General features: G+C 36.3%; 22 protein-coding genes. 2 read left to right on the forward strand and 20 right to left on the reverse strand.

From position 1 onward, the window contains the following. Nucleotides 1-21: 21 nt before the first annotated feature. The 12 genes from V0410_RS07265 to V0410_RS07320 form a co-directional block, all read right to left on the reverse strand. Complete coding sequence (locus V0410_RS07265) at nt 22-1044, reverse strand: glutaminyl-peptide cyclotransferase (protein ID WP_330746915.1); 1023 nt, start codon at nt 1042-1044, stop codon at nt 22-24. A gap of 35 nt (nt 1045-1079) precedes the next feature. Then, nucleotides 1080-1463: a VOC family protein gene (locus V0410_RS07270; protein ID WP_227943679.1), complete on the reverse strand. Its 384-nt coding sequence runs from the start codon at nt 1461-1463 to the stop codon at nt 1080-1082. Beyond that, a complete protein-coding gene (locus V0410_RS07275) occupies nt 1460-1966 on the reverse strand; it encodes a GNAT family N-acetyltransferase (RefSeq protein ID WP_330746916.1) in 507 nt (168 codons plus the stop codon). The genes V0410_RS07270 and V0410_RS07275 overlap by 4 nt, the downstream gene beginning before the upstream one ends. A 3-nt stretch (nt 1967-1969) precedes the next feature. Beyond that, nucleotides 1970-2395: an SRPBCC family protein gene (locus V0410_RS07280; RefSeq protein WP_330746917.1), complete on the reverse strand. Its 426-nt coding sequence runs from the start codon at nt 2393-2395 to the stop codon at nt 1970-1972. A gap of 219 nt (nt 2396-2614) precedes the next feature. Then, nucleotides 2615-4228, reverse strand: a complete 1614-nt coding sequence (locus tag V0410_RS07285) for a Na+/H+ antiporter (RefSeq protein WP_330746918.1) — start codon at nt 4226-4228, stop codon at nt 2615-2617. 153 nt (nt 4229-4381) lie between these two features. Then, nucleotides 4382-5386, reverse strand: a complete 1005-nt coding sequence (locus tag V0410_RS07290) for a bestrophin family protein (RefSeq protein WP_110011026.1) — start codon at nt 5384-5386, stop codon at nt 4382-4384. Nucleotides 5387-5461: 75 nt separating this feature from the next. Beyond that, entirely contained in the window at nt 5462-6139 is a 678-nt protein-coding gene (locus tag V0410_RS07295) for a DUF2490 domain-containing protein (RefSeq protein ID WP_330746919.1), read from the reverse strand. A gap of 132 nt (nt 6140-6271) precedes the next feature. Further along, nucleotides 6272-6664: a DUF1398 domain-containing protein gene (locus tag V0410_RS07300; RefSeq protein WP_330746920.1), complete on the reverse strand. Its 393-nt coding sequence runs from the start codon at nt 6662-6664 to the stop codon at nt 6272-6274. 141 nt (nt 6665-6805) lie between these two features. Continuing rightward, the gene (locus tag V0410_RS07305; RefSeq protein WP_110011023.1) at nt 6806-7495 is read right to left on the reverse strand and encodes a response regulator transcription factor; all 690 of its coding nucleotides are present in this window, start codon (nt 7493-7495) and stop codon (nt 6806-6808) included. An 11-nt stretch (nt 7496-7506) separates the two neighbouring features. After that, complete coding sequence (locus tag V0410_RS07310; RefSeq protein ID WP_330746921.1) at nt 7507-8283, reverse strand: sensor histidine kinase; 777 nt, start codon at nt 8281-8283, stop codon at nt 7507-7509. Between the two features lie 21 nt (nt 8284-8304). After that, the gene (locus V0410_RS07315; RefSeq protein ID WP_330746922.1) at nt 8305-8937 is read right to left on the reverse strand and encodes a hypothetical protein; all 633 of its coding nucleotides are present in this window, start codon (nt 8935-8937) and stop codon (nt 8305-8307) included. 17 nt (nt 8938-8954) lie between these two features. After that, nucleotides 8955-9281 carry a hypothetical protein gene (locus tag V0410_RS07320; protein ID WP_330746923.1) on the reverse strand — a complete coding sequence of 109 codons (327 nt, stop codon included), beginning with the start codon at nt 9279-9281 and terminating at the stop codon, nt 8955-8957. A gap of 315 nt (nt 9282-9596) precedes the next feature. On the opposite strand from V0410_RS07320, the gene V0410_RS07325 reads away from it, so the two are divergent. Further along, nucleotides 9597-10442 carry a T9SS type A sorting domain-containing protein gene (locus V0410_RS07325; RefSeq protein ID WP_330746924.1) on the forward strand — a complete coding sequence of 282 codons (846 nt, stop codon included), beginning with the start codon at nt 9597-9599 and terminating at the stop codon, nt 10440-10442. A gap of 78 nt (nt 10443-10520) precedes the next feature. Here the strand turns inward: V0410_RS07325 and V0410_RS07330 are convergent, their stop codons facing one another. From V0410_RS07330 to V0410_RS07365, 8 genes are all read right to left on the reverse strand, one after another. Beyond that, nucleotides 10521-10970, reverse strand: coding sequence for a VOC family protein (locus V0410_RS07330; RefSeq protein ID WP_330746925.1), 450 nt, complete (start codon nt 10968-10970; stop codon nt 10521-10523). A 34-nt stretch (nt 10971-11004) separates the two neighbouring features. Then, the gene (locus V0410_RS07335; protein ID WP_330746926.1) at nt 11005-11553 is read right to left on the reverse strand and encodes an SRPBCC family protein; all 549 of its coding nucleotides are present in this window, start codon (nt 11551-11553) and stop codon (nt 11005-11007) included. 17 nt (nt 11554-11570) lie between these two features. Next, complete coding sequence (locus V0410_RS07340; RefSeq protein ID WP_227943690.1) at nt 11571-11942, reverse strand: VOC family protein; 372 nt, start codon at nt 11940-11942, stop codon at nt 11571-11573. A 76-nt stretch (nt 11943-12018) separates the two neighbouring features. Then, entirely contained in the window at nt 12019-12489 is a 471-nt protein-coding gene (locus V0410_RS07345) for a hypothetical protein (RefSeq protein WP_330746927.1), read from the reverse strand. 11 nt (nt 12490-12500) lie between these two features. Beyond that, nucleotides 12501-12956 (reverse strand): DUF1569 domain-containing protein, encoded by a 456-nt coding sequence (locus V0410_RS07350; protein ID WP_330746928.1) that lies wholly within the window; start codon nt 12954-12956, stop codon nt 12501-12503. Nucleotides 12957-13209: 253 nt separating this feature from the next. Beyond that, nucleotides 13210-14418, reverse strand: coding sequence for an ABC transporter permease (locus V0410_RS07355; protein ID WP_330746929.1), 1209 nt, complete (start codon nt 14416-14418; stop codon nt 13210-13212). A 63-nt stretch (nt 14419-14481) separates the two neighbouring features. After that, nucleotides 14482-15438: an HlyD family secretion protein gene (locus tag V0410_RS07360; protein ID WP_062671750.1), complete on the reverse strand. Its 957-nt coding sequence runs from the start codon at nt 15436-15438 to the stop codon at nt 14482-14484. A gap of 11 nt (nt 15439-15449) precedes the next feature. Continuing rightward, nucleotides 15450-16868: a TolC family protein gene (locus V0410_RS07365; RefSeq protein WP_047433630.1), complete on the reverse strand. Its 1419-nt coding sequence runs from the start codon at nt 16866-16868 to the stop codon at nt 15450-15452. A 389-nt stretch (nt 16869-17257) separates the two neighbouring features. Here V0410_RS07365 and V0410_RS07370 point away from each other — a divergent pair, with 389 nt between their 5' ends. Continuing rightward, on the forward strand, nt 17258-18526 hold the full coding sequence (locus V0410_RS07370) for a thrombospondin type 3 repeat-containing protein (RefSeq protein WP_330746930.1): 1269 nt from the start codon (nt 17258-17260) through the stop codon (nt 18524-18526). The last annotated feature ends 90 nt before the right edge of the window (nt 18527-18616 follow it).

The following is an 18616-nucleotide window of genomic DNA, read 5'->3' on the forward strand; positions in this document are numbered from 1 at the left end:
GAAATTGTTATTAAACTTTTCTTATTTAATGACAACTTCATAAATCTTCGACCAGTTTTTTCCTGTCACCAGCATATTATCTCCTTTGAAGGCAATTCCGTTCAGTACATCATCACTTCCTTTGGTATTCTGTTTTGCGATTTCAGTAAAGTCAAAAGTTCCCACCACTTCTCCATTGGCTGGATTGATCTTTAAAATGATCGGCTTCTGCCATACGTTGGCATAAATAAATCCGTTGTGGTATTCCAGTTCGTTCAACTGGTCGTATGCCTGAGAACTTCCTGCAACGGCAATATATTTAATCAGTTTTGAAGGATCGTTGACATCAAGGAAATATAAAAGTTTACTTCCGTCAGAAGCAATAAGGCTTTTTCCGTCATACGTTAATCCCCAACCTTCACCTAATACATTTGGATATGCAAATTCTGAAAGCAGCTTTAAAGAACTTTTATCATAAACATATCCTTTTTTACTCTGCCATGTCAACTGATAAACTTTATCACCAACAATCGTGCTTCCTTCAGAAAAATCTTCCTGAGCCTGTTTCGTAGAAGCCAGCGGAGTGGTTGTTCCCAGCGTATATTTTAAAATCTGTGAAGATCCGTTCTGCCCGTCACTTTCATAAATCGTGTTTCCTTCAATCTGGAAGCCTTGTACAAAGTTTTTAGGATCGTGAGGATATTCCGCTACAATCTGATAAGGAATATTTTTTTCAGGATTTTTTGCAAATACATTGATGGTTGCATCCTGGTTCAGAACTTCACCTCCCTTAGTTTTAATATTGAATGTAACGGCATTATCACCTAATGTGAAAAATTTAGGATCAATTGTTAAATCTGTTGTTTCTTTATCTCCAAAGCTGATTGTTACGCTTTCTGCATTTTCCGTTACCTCTTTCGGAAGCTCAAGCTTATCTCCGAAATGATATCCCTTCGCCTCCATTGAAGTATTATAAGTGTTTAATGTATTAAGAATTTCTTTATCCTTATTACAAGACGCCAATAATAAAATCGCTGCGAAACCCGCTATTATACTTTTTTTCATTGAATTTCTAAATATTTCTCCAAAAATAGCAAATTTTATTCCGTATTGCCAATATTATCTGCGGGTTCACCAAATTGTAATATGTATCCATTGTTGTCATATATTGCAAATTCTCTCATTCCCCACTCAAAAGTTTCGATTTCATAGCAGACTTTGGCTTTGGTTTTAAGGTCTTCCCAAAGATCATCCACTTTATTTACATTGAAATAAAATGACCCGGAAAAACCAATGGAAGTATTTTTTTCATGTTCGTTAGGCTGAGACAGCATGATGTATATTTCATCTTTACGAAGGGAAGCCCATTGCCATTCGTTATTCCTGTCCATAAGGCTAAACCCAAGAACGCGCATATAGAATCCTATGGTTTCATCAAGATTTTCAGTCCATAAAACAGGGCGAAGTGCGGTGAATTGTGTCATGATTCCTGTAATTCGAAAGTACTTTTATTGATTTTCATATTCAGTGAAACCCATGTTTCCTGATCAATCTTTGCTTCGCTTTTAACGTATGGGTCAAAAGCAAAACCTACTTTTCTGTAACATTCAATAGCTCCGGTATTCCAGTCGTAGACATTCAGCTCTGCTGTTTCTTTATCAAAATGACTGAAGCCATATTTCAAAAGCTCCTGCATCACCTTCTTTCCATAACCTTTTCCTCTGTTATTTTCATCCCAGATCAAAATTCTTCCCAACAGGAATGTTTTTTCTTTCAGAAATATCTGGGCATGCCCGATTGTACTTCCTGTCTCATCTGTAATTTTAAAAAGAGTTCTGTTTTCATTGAACAGATCAGTTTCCAGCTGTTCTTCTGTGAGAGGAAAACGATATGCCGGGCCGGCAAACTGAAGAAGCATTCTTTCGTCTTTTATCTTTGAAATCAGTTGTGGAGCATCTTCTATCGTAAAAGGGTGTAATGTGATCATGATTTATTTTTCTAGAAATTCTTTTAAGCTTTGTCCCAAAATCGTATTCCAGCCCTTTACAAAATTCTCTCTTGAAAAGCCTTCTCCTAAGTCTTTAAAGTTTTCAATATCTTCATGGGTCAGCTTTACTAAAGTTTGACTGTCTTCTGGCAGCAGTTCCCAGGTTACCATGGTCTTCAGGGTTGAAAAATCAGGATAAGACCATGTATGCTTTAATTTTTCATTGGGTATTATTTCTAAAATCTGTGCGTGGTGATGGTATTTATTCTCATCTCCCGGTTCATAGAAGTTGAATTCCTTACCTGTTTCCAAAACAAAATCCTGGATATCAAAATACCAGGATTTCATCTCATTTTTATCGGTTAATGCCTTCCAGACTTTTTCAGCCGGAGCAGTGATGGTGTACTGAACAGTGATGGGTGTGCTCATATGATAGGTTTAATATGTTTAAATGTACACATTTTACCTATAATCTTTAACCACAAAAGTCACAAAGTTTTATCTACTAAATTATTTAAGTTTAAATTTCTACTCATGAGAAGTATACGTAAGCCTTTAAAATTTCAGAATTTTCCTTTTGTGAACTTTTTATTCCTGCAAGTTCATTTTAACTTTTATCTTTTGTGACTTTTGTGGTGTATTTTGTAATTATCCATGTGAAAAACCTGTGATCTTGGCTTCGTCAAAATCCAGCTGCATTTCAATGGTTCTCATCACATGATCATCAAATATCTTTTCTCTTTTCATTCTGTGCAATTCGTTTCTCTGTGCCTGAATGATCTGGCGTAAGACATCTTTATTTTGATTGATAGCGGTTACATAATCTCCTGTGGAAGCCATGCACTGGGCTTTGTCTGCCATCAGCATCATTTCATTTTCCAGTTTATGCTTTTGATGACGTACGAGGCTGTTCGTTACGGCTAATTCAGAAAAATCGTTATCCAATTTGTGCAATGCTGTTTCCTTCAGTTTACGCATAAGGATTACCTCCTGTTTTTCTTCCGGCAATTCGCTTCCGGCATCCTGAATATTTAATAATTTCAAGATGGGCGCCAACAATAAACCCTGCCCTACCAGGGTGATCAATATGATCACGAATGTTACAAATAAAATAATATTTCTATGCGGAAATGCTTCTCCGTTGGGTAAAAAAGCAGGAATTGACAAGGCTGCAGCCAGTGAAACCACTCCTCTCATTGCTGCAAAACTGATGATAAAAGGCTCTCTCCAATCGGGTTTGGGAACTTTTAATCTTAGTTCTTTAGAGCAGATTCTTGGGAAATACATCAATGCGTAACTATAGAGAATTCTTGTTCCGATAATCGCTCCGCCAATCACTACACTGTAGAAAATACCTTCTGAAATGGTATATTCTTTCATCCCTTCCACTACAATAGGAAGCTCAAGACCAATCAGGATAAAGATGATGGTATTCATCAGAAATATCAGAACACTCCATACATTCCCGGACTGAATCCTTGAGGTATGGCTTAAATAGCAATGTGAATTATAAGACATCAATAAACCTCCGGCAACTACAGCCAATACTCCCGAAAAATGGAAATGTTCTGCTCCCACATACATAATATAAGGTACGATCAGGGTAATAATGGTATCGATATTGGAATTGGTCGGGATAACTTTTAATAAAGCACCAAACAGGAAGCCTACTGCTACTCCCACAGCAATTCCACCGATCGCCATTGTGAAGAAATCCTGAACGGCATCTCTCCAGATAAACTGTCCTGAAATAACGGCGGCCAGTGCAAATTTAAATACAATTAAACTGGAAGCATCATTGATCAAACTTTCTCCTTCCAGAATATTGGTAATTTTCTTAGGAATTTTCATATGCTTCAGAACCGAAGTCGCAGCTACCGCATCCGGCGGTGAATTGACGCCTCCCAACAAGAAGCCCATTGCCACTGTAAGTCCGGGAATGATAGAAGATGAAAGATAAGCAACGACTATGGAGGTTAAGAATACCAATCCAAAGGCCATTGAAAAAATCTGTTTTCTCCATTTATGAAAATCCTGCCATGAGGTAAACCAGGCTGCCTCAAACAAAATTGGCGGCAGGAAAATAAGAAAAACAAGATCGGGTTCTATTTCAATGCGTGGCATTCCCGGCACAAAGCTTATCAGTAATCCTGCAATGACAAGAAAAATCGGGTAAGCTACTTTTAATTTCTGGCCGATCATTACCAATATCATCACAGATAGCAGGACTGCAATGGATATTATAACATAGCTGTGAATCATTTTTAAATAAGTTTTTTTAAGTTTAAGTGTTATTTTTTATGGGATATCAAATATTTATTATTACCCAAACCTGATAGGTTTCTGAAACCTATCAGGTTCAGATATATTCGAAGTCTGTCATTAATCAATATCTGAGATCATAAAAAGATCAATCTAAAGCACGATATTATTCTTCGGAGTAATGGCTGGCGGAAGATCAGATTCATCCAGCATATCTCTCATATCGATTTCAATCGTACGGCTGATCTGGGTGATGGGAACGTCATTGGGACTTCCTTCAAAAGGGTTTACCGAAGCCTCTCCTACGCTGTCCAATGTATGGAAACACCAGGTTACCAATAAAGAAAACGGAATATTAAACCATAGTGTCAACCCTTCTACCGATGTTCCTTCACCTAATTTATCAAACTCCTTCAATAATCCGAAAGGCACAAAAACAATGAATAAAAGCAAAAGATACGTTGTAATTGAAGAGAAATTTCTCGGATAGGGAAAGTTTTTAATTCTTTCAGCTTTTCCCTGATTATCGGTAAACTTCACCAATTGCTGGTTGATCTGTGTCCATTGAAAATCATTGATTCCTCCTTTTTCGTAAACTTCGGATAAAGCTTTACTCTGGCTGGCGATCAGTTGAGTCGCTCTGTTTTTTTTGCTTAGAATATACTGAAGTTCAGATTCTGAAAGATATTTTTTCAATTCTTCATCCAGTTTGGACTGTCTCTCCGGAATGTCATATTTTTTAGCATATTCATCAAACTGATCTGTTCCCATGTTTTCCCATGCTCGCGGTTCACGAAGCTGAAATCTCAATGCAGTAAGCCATGCATAATGACGAAGGAACATTTCTTTTACTTTACCGGAGTCTTTGGAAAGAAGTGCATCTCTCAGGATATATCCAAAGCTGCGGCTGTCATTAATAATGGCTCCATAGATCTGTCTTGCTTCCCAGAGTCTGCTGTAGCTGGCATTGTTTTTAAATCCAACAATAAAAGCAACCGCTGTTCCCATGATCGCAATCGGCTGCCATGGAACGGAAAGAAACTTCCAGCCCAAAAAATACAGGACTGTAGGAATAGCTGATAATATAACCAAAGCGTAAATGCTCCGTCTGGTCCAGATAATGAACTCCCGGGCTCCGAATCTTTTTCCTGAATGCATAAGTGTTTATTTTATAGTGTTTATTATAATCTATTTCAAATAAGGGTTTTCCTCACAGCATTCAGAATAATTTTATTAGTTCTTAGTGAACGGGATATTATTATAAAAACCAATCTGAATTTGTCCGCGGTTTCTGTTCTCCTGAATCTGATTCATATAACCAGCTTCAATCCTCATATTTTTATTGATGACATATCCTAACGCCCCATACACTCTGTTTCTGTCGAAAACCGGATTGTCAAAATGCAGAAATATTTCGTTATATACTGATGCGTAAAGGGTTTTCGGAAGTAATTCTTTTTGAGTAATCGGAATATTGACTCCCAGCATATAACGGAATCTCATTCTGAAATCATCCTGAAGAAAACGTTCTTCCAAACGATAGCGGTGCTGAAGATAAAAACGTCCGAATTTCTGTTTGGTAATATACTGCTGGAAAATTCGGTGCTCAATATTTTCTTTTTTTTCACCGTTTACGTAAGGTTGGCTGAGAATGAAACCGTACCCCAATAAAACATTGTTATTGTTCTCTGTAAGATCATATCCGATCCCTGTACGGATCAGTAGCTGTTCCAGGTCTCCAAGCGCATCGAAATTACGGTACTGAATTTCATTATGCCAGTTCAGCTTCTTGCTGATCTTATTATTTCCAAAATACATATACCATGCTCCCAGATCGTTTTTTTGAGCAAATGTCAAAATGGATCCCAAACCTAAAACTGTGAACGCCAACTTCGTAAAAACCTTTCTCATATTTACCAATTACTATTATCTATCGTTTTAAACAAAATTAATATTTTAAATCAATAATAGCAAACAATATTTTATAAGTTAGTGTAAAGAAGTACGGATGCAATGTTCTGCATCCGTTTTTTTTGTAAAAGATTATCCCGGAACCTGTTCGGTAAGAACATCTGTTTCATTCTGGTCAAAATAAGTACAGGTCATTGCATGAAGATCCATTGTCCAGCCATTGATTCCGTTTTCTGCACAGTCTTTACAGAAAGTTATATAATCTGTTCCTCCCTGCTGGTGAAGTTTAAGCCTTATTTTAAAATTTTCAAGATTTAAAATATCGGAAATGGGAAGAGCCTCATATTTTTTTCCAGTCTGCACAGATTGGTTGTGAGTATTAAAGTACTCAGTATTTCCGTCTGAAACGTATGCTTTGTAGTGAGAGACACCTAATGCTTTTATAGCCTGAATATATTGCGGAAAATCAGCTCCGCTTTTTACTTTCTGGTGCTCTGCTTTGATGTTTTCAATTGTAAATTTCATTCTTTTGTATTTTCTGTTTTTAACTATAAATTATTGTTTCTCACAAGCAAACCATTGGACTCTGCTTTTCAAAACAAAGGCTAATTTAATCAGAAAATATAAATCTCATTTAATTTTTAATAAAAACAGTTGTAGGGATAGTTATTCGAACCTGTCTTTTAAATAGTTCATATCTGCAATTTTACTTTCTATGGCATATACCACTAAACCGGCAGTATTTTTGGCTCCGGTTTTCAATAGAAGGCTGTTACGGTGACCTTCAACGGTTCTGGAGCTTATAAAAAGCTGATCCGCAATCTCAGAAGTGTTGTATTGTTTGCAGATGAGTTCCAATACCTCTTTTTCCCTTTTGGAAATATGATTGGCATCAAAAATACTGGAAACCTTTTTCTTAGGTTCTGTAAGGTTTTGATGTAAAGCTTCCATTACCTCGTTATTATAAAAGAAACCTTTGCTGTACACTTCCCGGATTGCCGTGAGCAATTCTGCAGGGCTTGAATTTTTTTTAAGAAAGGAGCAGGCCCCGGACTGTATCATATTGACAATAAATGCTTTCGTGTTATAGCTCGTTAAGGCAATAATTTTAATCTGGGGATATTTGATATGGATCTGTTTGGTAGCTTCTACTCCGTTAATTTCCGGCATATTGAGGTCCATCAGGATTATATCAGGCAGTTTTTCCAGGGTTACAAGCTCATCCAGCAGCTCTTTACCGTTGCTGAAATCACTTACCAGTTCAATATCTTTTTCTCTCTGTATCAACAATGAAATTCCCTGACGAAAGAGTGCTTCATCGTCTACAATTATGACACGAATTATATCCTTTTCCATTTTATAATGATTTAAAATGTAAATTCTACGGTAATTCCTTTATTGTTTTCACTTTCAATTTTCAGTGTTCCATTGATCAGTTCTACCCGGCTTCTGATATTTCTTAAGCCTAATCCACCTTTCAATGTATTTTCATTAAGATCAAATCCTTTCCCATCATCTTTATAGATACAGGTATTTTTTCCGTCTTTTCCCAAAAATTCTATATCAATATGCGTGCTTTCTCCGTGTTTTATGGAATTGTTTATGAGCTCCTGTAGTATTCTAAAGATATGCAAATTTTTTTCTTCTTCCGCTTTTGCAAAGTATAAGCTGTTGGAATAAGTAACCTGCAGGGTTTTGGACAGGTTGATTTCTGAGCACAATGCATCTATGGCAGCGTGGAGCCCAAATTTTTCTAAAATCGGAGGAAGGAGATCGTGTGAAATCTGCCTTGCACTTTCTGCTGTTTTATTAACCAGATGTATGATTTTATTTTTCAGATCGTTGTATTCTTCTCTGGCCAAATTATCAAAATCCAGGAGATGGATATTTAAAGAAACCACACTGAGTTTTGAACTGATGTCATCATGCAGATCCTGGGCAATTCTCAGTCTTTCTTTTTCCTGGGCGCTGATAATGGCGTGGGTAAGCTCTTTCTCGTATCTAACCTCAAGCTCCTTTTTCTGAATAAGGTTTCTTGTTATCTTCTTATTAGAAAAATAATAAAATATAATCAGGGTAACGGCCAGTAAGGTAAATGCCAGAAAGGTATAAACGATAGTGGAAATAATTGTATTCTCATTCATTTTGTAAAATCATAACAGTGATTACACATTTTTTTTGCGGGAAGACAGATAGTCTGTCAGAATAAAAATCTGATACACAATAAACATAACAACATTGAAAACCCATATCTCTTTATGCAGTTTTCTGTTCATCACCGTATACAGGTTTCCTGACAAAAATATTACGGTACTGCTTATCAGATAAAGTAAAAGTCCCAGGCTTATATAATTGTATTTCTTTTGGGTATCCAGTATATTATATAAATGAAATAATGCCAGAATTATGATTGAATAAGACGTGACAAAAATTTCAAAAAGATTAAAAACATAATACTTTTCGGGGTATATGATATACTGTATAACAAGAACAACAGGAATGATAATTAAAAGTGTACGTGCTGTTTTTTTCTGGTATTTTTCCGTTACAATTTCATGGAAGAATAACCCCAGTAACAAAAACTGACCTATAAGATAATAATGTGAGAAAAACAGATTATTAATCTTCTGTGAGTTTAATACGTAAAAAACAATTTCACACAGTAATATCCAGGCCAGATAACCGATGAAGAATGTATAGGCTCTTCCGGAACCGTAAAAGCCTATACCGTATACTGCCAGATTAATCAGCAGAATGCCTTTTCCAATTAATGACAATATTTCAATCCAATGATCCAAGATCTCCGGTTTTCAGGTTACAGATTCCACCATTTCTCGGCAGAACATACGCTTGGACAGGGTGTGGTCATGTCATATACATAAAATCCGTCTTCATAATTGACAATATCATTCCCATAAGCATCCACACCTACCATTAAAAATTTAAACTCTCCCTGATCTGTGATCGCATTATATCCGCGATATTGCTCAAAGCCTTTATCCTTGTTGAAAATATCATTTACATCTTGTACAGGAATAATATGTGCTCTTATTGACATCCCGTCAATATCATTTCTATTCTGCCAATTGCTGATCCATTTTTTAGCATCATCTAATAAGACTGCATGTTTAGGTAATTCCATAGTTTTTCTCGTTTTAAATTATATAATAGGTTTAGAATAAGTTACTTCAGCTACACATTACAAGTTATGAAAAAAAACTAACCATACTGTGAAATACATTCATTTTAATTAACATAATATCCTTTTTTCAAAATTATAATAATAAAAACCAGCAAAATTGCGTATTTCTACCTGTTTTTCAATTCGGTTTTTAATACGCTGTTGTCCCTTGATATTTCTCGCTTGCTTTGTGGTATCCTTTTACGGGAAAAATCCGTGAACCTATAAACAGTCCCGGAAGCTTATGATCTAATGCTAACATTAAAAACCTGTATCATGAAAACAATTATCTTTTTTGTAATCTTTACTTTCTTAAGTAATATTGCATCAATCAATGCACAGACAACTACTGTAACTTTTGAAACTTCATCTGGCGGAAGCACAAGCTTTACCAGCAACGGATATACTTTCAATATCGTATCACAGGCCGGAACTTTCAGAATTCAGGGCAATTATCCAAACACCGGCTGGAACGGAACAGCTAATGATAACGTCTATATTGACAACACAGGAACAACCAATATCAGCTCTCCCTCTTTCAGTGTTAAAAGCAATTCTGCATTCACGGTGTCAAAGTTTTGGGTATTCTTAAGCAATATTGCTTTAAACCAGTCTGCTTCATCAGGAACACTTATTATTACGGGAAAATTAGGAGGAGTTACAAAGTTCACCACCACAAAAACATCCGGATTTAATACTACATTTAATGCAACTACGGGAACGACAGGTATCAACAACGGATTTACCCTGATTGATCTTGCTACTTTAAATAATCAGAATAACAGCAACACTACCATTGATGAAATCCAGCTGCAATCCACCGGAGGGTATGTTTATATGTGCCTGGATGCATTTACATGGACAAAAATTTCCACATTGGCCACCTCAGAAAATGACCTCAAAGGCAAAGTGAATATTTATCCTAATCCAACTTCCGGTATCTTCTATATGGATGACCTGAAGAAAAATGAAAATGTTTCTTTATATGATCAGTCCGGAAAACTTATGAAATCTGCAACAGCTGAAAAAGATAAAAATAAGTTTGATATAAGTGAGTTCCCTGATGGTATCTACCTCATCACAACAGCATCAGGAAGCTACAAAATCATTAAAAAGAAATAATAGCTCAGCAACTTATCAGTAAAAAAACCGACAGGCTCCTGTCGGTTTTTGGGTATTTTGAATTCAAATATATATATCTTATGAATGTTGCTGCATTTTAGCTGGATCGTCATAGTTTACCATCCAGTTGATTCCGAATTTATCGCTAAACATTCCGAAATAAGCTCCCCAGAAAGTATCAGCCATTGGCATTGTTACCTGCCCGCCTGCAGAAAGGCCACTAAATAATTTGTCTGCTTCTTCTTTAGATTCAGCGTTCACAGAAATGGAGAAGTTGTTTCCTGCTTTGAAGTTGGAAGACCACTCTCCTCCTGTATCGCTTCCCATCAAAATCGTTTCTTTAGAGATCGGAAGAGAAACGTGCATGATTTTGTTTTTGTCTTCTTCAGAGGTTTCTTTTCCTTCCATTGGAGGCATTTCGCCAAATGTTCCGATATAAGGATATTCTCCTCCGAAAACAGATTTATAAAAATCGAATGCTTCTCTGCAGTTTCCGTTGAATGTGAGGTAAACGTTTACTGTTGCCATAATTGTTTTGTTTTTTTAAGTTGAGTTCGTTTTTTTATTGAGGTTTTTCAGACAGTGCTTTTAATCGTGAAAGCCCTTTCTGATAATCTTTTCCGATAGCATTCTCCATATTCATAAACAACTTCATCAGGGTAAAAGGATAAGGAATCTCAGAAGTAAATCCCCATGTTGCCTTGCTTCCGTTCCCTTCCGGAACTACTGTTACGTAAGCATTTGCTTCACTTTCATAAGGGGTAAGAAATTTGATTGCCGTATCTATTCTTTTCCCAGCTTCATCTACTTTTTCCAATTCCTGGCAGCCTTTTCCTGCCTGTTTATTTTTACTGTCCCAGCAAACTTTTTCTCCGTGCTGCCCGGTTGTTCCCGTCCATTCTTTTTTCATACCCGGATCAAGATCATTCCATGGACTCCATTGATCCATTGCTTTGAGGGTATTGGTATTCTGCCATACTTTTTCCACAGGTGCATTAATAGAAATCGACTTTTCATATTGACAGTCACCTGGAATAAAAGCAGCCCAAATCAGCAAAATGATTAGTAATGTGGCTAATAGTAAAAAAATACGTTTAAATGTTTTCATCATCAATGTGTTTTTAATTATTATCTGTGTTGATCTATAAGAATCATATTTCCATCCGGATCTTTCAGATAGATATGTTCTGGCCCGGAGGTGGTTTCATCGGCTTCTCTACCGATTTCTACTCCGCTTTCTTTTAATTTTTTCTGAATTTCACGCACATCATCAAAAGATTCCAGATTCTGTGCATTTTCGTCCCATCCCGGATTGAAAGTAAGCATATTTCCATCAAACATCGCCTGAAAAAGGCCTATCAGCGTAGAACCGTTTTTCATGATCAGATAGTTTTGTGCTTCTGTTCCTGCCATAGTGGTGAACCCAAGCTTCTCATAAAAGTCTTTGGATTTCTGAAGATCTTTTACGCTTAAGCTGATTGAAAATGCGCCTAGTTTCATAATGTTTGTAAGTTTTTAAAGTAAGACCCGAGGTCTGGGGTATAGTTAAGTTCGATATAAGATAATGAGGTTTTTTTTACTGATTTTTAAGATGGGTCTTAAATTCAATGGTTCCGTCATAACTTTTCCAATCGCCTGTAAGTTCGATGTTCTGCTCTTCAATTTTCTCTGTCTTTCTATTCCATTTGAAATTGTAGACAAACTTCCCTTTGAAAAGTCCGGAATGTTTTCCTTTATTCTCTTCCGCCAGCTCATACTCCCCGTATACGGTTCCCTGTTTTTTGGAATCCTTATATTTTAAAATGGTAATTTTGCCTTCAAATTTCGTGTAATTGGTATCCACAAGAGAATATCCTGAAACAAAATATTCCTGATCATTTTTTTTATTCTGCTCAGAGATATTGATCTTCAGTTTCAGTTCCTGACCTTTATTTCCGATAGTTCCTGTATAAGGTTTACTGTTATTCAGCCATGTATTGGAAATATCCGGCATCTGACCCCATGCAAAATTGGCAGCCAGAATGAAAAGTAATAAAAGTTTTTTCATACAAAGTGTGTTTAAACGCCAAATTGTGCCAGGTGATGGTTCAGGTGCTTGGCAAACATGTTGTTCCATTCCTGCGAATTCAGTTTACCGAAAGAAAAAGATTCTTTACCATCGAAAGCATCTGCTCCCAGCTGTTGTGTCTTTTGAATAAACCCGATCAGCCTTGTTTTTTCTTCATGAAAATTCTTTCTGGTAGTAATCAAAAACTGTGGAGCGGTAGGTGAATCTCTTGGATATGCTTTTTCTCCCACTACTTTAGGTTTTACAAAAGTTTTTAATATAAATTTTGCAATCGCTCCCGGCTTTTTGTGTTTTTCCGGTTCATATACCATTTCATAGGTAATACAGCAGTGTGCCAGCATCTGGTCTACCGTCATTTTCCCCCACAGACCGTGTGTATCTTCCACCAACTTATTTATTCTATCAATATAGTTTTGAGCATCTTTTGCATCAAATACATTTTTCATATAATTTCTATTTTACTATGGACAAATATATCAGTTTTTTTGTTTGATTTTATCGTTGGCTGAAAAAATTGAGGGGTGCTTGTTATGGGATACGAGTTACGGGTACGGGATTCGAGTTCGAAAGTTTTTCGGCTATTTTTAGGGTTATTTTTTACGTACTTTTCCCTGCCAGCCCAAATACTATCAAAAGTAACCAGCAAACCAGCATCCTATCAACCTCTAACATAAAAACCAGCAACAAATTAACCAAAAACTACTCTATCTCTTCCCGAGAAGTGTCCTCAATTGTAATTTCCTGTGGTGCAGATTTTTTGAAAATAAACCATAGTTTGATCTTTAAAGCAATCCAGCCTATGATCGCATATATTACTAAAAGAATGCTTAAATGTTTCAGGTATGGGAAAGTAAGCTCTACCGAACCTTTTTGAATCAATAAGATTTTAAAAGCCTGTAAAAAGGGAGTTAACGGAATAATATTCGCGATAAACTGTACAAAAGCAGGCATTGCATTCAAAGGCCACGTAAAACCGCTGATAATGAAAGCCGGCGAAGCAATGACCATAAGAATCTGTGTCGCCTTCAAAGCATCCGGAATCAGAATACTGATGAATACTCCCAGAAACGAAACCGATCCTACAAAAACCGCTGTGAGGAGAATAAAATTAAAAATTCCTTCCGGCATCGGAACATGAAAAATCATATGCATAAAGTAGTAAATACCTACAATGAGAACAGAAAACACCCAGATCGGAATGACTTTTATCAACATGGTCGGGAAGGCCCATTTTTTCATTTTCAGATATTCTTTCACAAAAGATCCTCTTTCGAATTCTGCAGCAAAACTTACCGCCATTGCTAATAAAATAACCTGCTGTAACACTACTGCCAGCATTGCAGGCCACATAAAGATCAGATAATTTCCTGTAGTATTGAAAAGGGTTATATAATTGGCTTTGAAAGGCTCATATTGTGTTGCAGCCTTTGCAGCAGGCATTCCTGCTTTCTGAAGGGCTTTGATGGAAGCTCCGGCAGAAAATGTTCCTATGGTCAGCTGAAGTGCTTTGGAAGCAAAATTGGCCGTTAAAACATTTCCTGTATTGATATACACATTGAGTTCAGGATATTTTTTCTGCAGCATATCCCCTTCAAATCTTGAGGGAATAATAACGACAGCTGCTGCCTCATGCCTGATCACCTCATCTTTGATGCTTAAAGGTTCCTGCAGATATCTGATAATTTTGATGCTTTTGTTATCATCCAACATTTCCGTCAATTGATTGGATAACGGTGTATTGTCTCTATCAACAACCAAAACAGGAGTATTTTCAACTTTCCCGCTTTTGTAGACAAACCCCAGCAAGGTGGCATAGAAAACCGGTGCCAAAAAGAACACCGTCCTTAAGGTAGAATTGCCGATAAAAAGTTTGAACTCACGTTTCAAAAGACGGAAAAATTCTTTCATCTGTATATTTTTATAAGTGGAGAACGAAATGAAATTCAGGAAACTTCATCAGTTCTTTTCAATTTATTTCAGGATTACGTTGGCATTGACTAAAATATTTTTAGCCTTATTCATGTCTTTGGGTTTTACTTTGATCTCATAAATCGCGTCCTGTAACTGATAGTCCGGGTAAGCCGTGGTGATATCTGCATACTTTGTCAGCTGTTTGATATACACAATAGTTCCTGTCAGGTTTTCTTTGTTATAGACTACCTGCATGGTGACCTCCTGCCCTTTTTTGTACTTTGAAATAGCACTTTCAGGAATGGTAAATCTGAAATACGTACTCTCCGGAATATATCCGTTGAACAGAGCAAAACCAGCAGTTGCCAGTTCCCCCGTATTTAAGCTGATGGTCTCAATTTCCATATCGTTGGTGGCAATAATATACCTTTCGGAATAGGCTACATTCGCTTCCTGTAAAGCGCCTTTAGCCTGTGATGCCTGTCCGGCCGCCATTTCTACTTTTTCGAAACGGGTTCCTCTTTTCACATCATCCAGTTCCGCCACTACAGCATCATATTGTGCCTTTGCGCCCTGTAATTTTGCGTAGATTTCGTCATGGGCCTGTGGAGACATTAAACTGTCGCGGAACATATTATTGGCTCTTCTGTATGATTTCTGAGCAAATTCATATTGTTCCTTCAATCCTTTATATTTGGCCTGAAGCTGTCTCATCTGATCGGCTGTCGCTCCGTTTTTTGCCATCTGCTCCTGAGCCGTAGCCGCACTTACTGCTCCTTGCGCCTGTGCAATTTTTGCAGAAACTTCCGGTACATCAAGTTGTGCCAGCGTATCTCCTTTTTTCACAGTCTGACCTTCAGAAACATATATTTTCAGAATCCTTCCGGTAACTTTAGGGGCAAAAGAGATCACATCCTTTTTGGTTTTTCCTTCCGGATCTTTGATTTTCTCGTTTTTTTTGTCACAGCTCCCCAATAAAAACAGAGCAGCGAAGAGTATAGATATATTTTTATGCATCATTTAAATTTTTAAGGGATTAAATAAAATTTGGTGATATCCAGTTCCTGGGTAGACCTCATCAGTTCTATTCCCGCTCTTCTCTGGTTGAAAATGGCATTCTGGTATTCGAGTTCCGCAACTTCAAGATCATTTTCGGCATCAATAAGCTGCGAAGATTTGCTCATTCCGTACCTGAATTCTTTTTCTGCCTGTACGAGTGCATTTTTTGCAAGCTCTTTTTCTTTGGCTTTCAGGGTAATCTGTGCAGAAGCAATATCATAATTGGTCTGGTTATTGGCAAGATTCAATGTCAGTTTTTTCAAAGCGTCTTCTTTCTGATTCTGCAATACCTCTTTCCCGACTTTGGCAGTTTCTTCCGCATGTTTTCCTTCTTTTCCATCAAAGATTTCCCATTTAAAACCAACCCCTGCAGTAATCAATGGAAATACGTTGATGTTATTCGGTCTCCAATCCAGCTTTTTCCCTTCATATCCAAGAATTGGCACAGCAGGAATGACATTTTCGGATGACTTTATTCTGTTTCCGTACAATCCGATATAATAGGCGGAAGCCATCAGCTGTACTTTGGGAATCATCCACGTTCTTTCTGCTTTTATTTTATAATCTGCAGCGCTGATTCCATGTTCCAGAGCTCTGATTTCAGCTCTCTGCTCTATTCCCTTTTCTGCAGCCAGCAGTTCTACAGGAGATAGTACAGGATCAATCATTCTGAGCCTTTCTCTGTTGATTCCTGTTAAAATATAAAGCTGAGTTAGAAGAAGTTCTTTTTTCCCTTCATATTCTACCATTTTAGCATCCAGAGTAGCCTGGGCAAGTTCAATTTTCTTATGGTCATAAGGCGTTATCAAACCATAACCAAGTGCTTTATCTGCTGTTTTCCGGTTGATATCCAGTCTTTTTTTACTTTCATCCAGAACCTTTTTAGACTGATGAATGAGAGCAAGCTGGTCATATGCTTTAGAAATAGTAGCAATCACCTCATCTTTTGTTTTTTCCAGAAGGATATCTTCAGACTTTTTCTTTTCTTCCACCGCTTTTTTCATGTACTTCACCTTTCCTCCGGAGTACAACAGCATTTTGGCATCTGCCTTGGCAATACCTGAAAAACCTGATACGTTGAAATTATTATTGAAAGTCCCTTCAGGAATGTTGATAAAGGGAGCGAGATTGAATTCCGGTGACGTCAGTCTTGCTGTTCCGTTGAGATAGCCTGCTTTACCACTTAGTTCCAGGGTTGGAAGAAAGATATCTTTCAGTTTGTGCTCGTCAAGATCGGTAAGTTTGTTTTGGGTAATCTGCATTTTGAGGTTCGAATCGCGAACCATAGCACTATCCAGAAGTTCTTTAAAATCCGGTGCAGACTGTGCCCAGCCAAAAGCGGGGAACGCAAAAAAACTAAACGTAAAAATCAATAAATTGTTTTTCATGGTTTATGTTTATAACAAATATAATGCAAAAATTGTTAAAATCCTTAAAGATAATTCTACAAGACGGTGAATTTAAATTAAGTTTAAAATATGTTTAATTTTAAAGCCCTGCAAAATAAAGTTTTGAACAAAGCGTTTAAATGTTAATTAAAAGCTAAAAAACTTTGAAAAAATATTTAACTCTAATTTTTATCGCACAACTTTCAAAGCATTTTCATAAGGAAACAAAGGAATAACAGAGCATTCGACCTGAAAAAGCAACAGTACATTTTCTATCCTGAATAGTAAAATTTGAAATCTTCGGAATAACGAAATATGAAATAATTTTTTAAAATAAAACAGTATTTCATCTTAAATCACAATAATCTATTTAGCAAAAAAATTATATTTTGAAACAAATTCTCAGTGCATTCTTCTTTTTACTCTCCATTTTTTCCATGGCACAAGATCAGGAGATCTGCAAGTGTGACGCTTTAAAAAAGGCCAAAGATAGTTTAAATAACGCATATTCTTATAATTATAAAATAACCAGAAAACAAGCTCTTACTCCTCCTTTTAAATTCATATCTATCCAATATTTAAAAAGTTTTTCAAAATCTGAAGATATCATAGATTCTTTAGAAACGAAAATGGCTTCTGCAGAAAGTAACGCAGCCCCGGATAGCCTCTTAGGACATTATAAACTAAGAGACTCTATTAGAGATATGGAATTTGCTAAACAATATGGAAATATTCCTTGGCCTTTAATTATTAAAACGGGTCGGTTCAATAACATCATTGCTATACTTTATCAGAATGATTCTTCTTTTAACGCGAAATACTATCTGAGAATTTCAGTGGACAATGGAAAAACCTGGAAGAATTATTATACCGGAATGGAAAAGAATAATAATTATTTTTTTAAAAACAATTCTCAATTTCCATTGTGGAAAGACAGCCATCATTTACAGATTGAAGCAGACGTTATGAGAATGACAAGACCACTCACTTTTCCACATGGTGAAGCTGAATATGAGGTATTAAAAAGGAATGCACTGGTTATTATTAATATTAATGAGATCATGAAGGATTCTGATAATGATGGGCTTAATGATTTTGAAGAAGAAATGGAACTTTTTACCGATCCTTTATCAAAAGATACCGATAACGATGGAGTTCCCGACTCTGAGGACAATAATCCAAAATACCAAACGATAGACAATGATTTTACAAAAGTATTATTAGCCGCTTTATATGGAGAATACGATCTCATTGATAATCCTGATCCATTAACCATTGAGTTTATTATGAATTTAAAAACATTTAAAGAAGACTTTGCTTCACAGATGGAAAGGTATAATTCTACTTCAAATAATAATAAAAAGAGCTTCATTGATATGCTACAATATAATGTTATTGTAACAAATGACGAAAATCTAAGAAGAACAGATACTTTAGGTAAAAGAATAATTTTTCTTACTTCAAAAGAGTTTTCCAAATACATCCAACAAAGCTTTAACAATATATATGTTCATTTTTATAGCAAACTTTTCAAATGTGATGATAAAAAAGATACTTACATTTTAATCCATAATGGTGTTTCTAGAGGTGAAACTTATCTTATAACAAGAATTCATGATGGCTGGAATATTAAAGTAATTAATCATTGGATGACATGACAAATCTTTTTTATCATATTATCTCTATCCTACTTTTGGAAGCTGGATTCCTACTGAATAACAAACTGGATGGATAGGCTTGGAAAATGA

This window comes from Chryseobacterium sp. CP-77, from assembly GCF_036362765.1.
Taxonomy (GTDB): domain Bacteria; phylum Bacteroidota; class Bacteroidia; order Flavobacteriales; family Weeksellaceae; genus Chryseobacterium; species Chryseobacterium cupriresistens.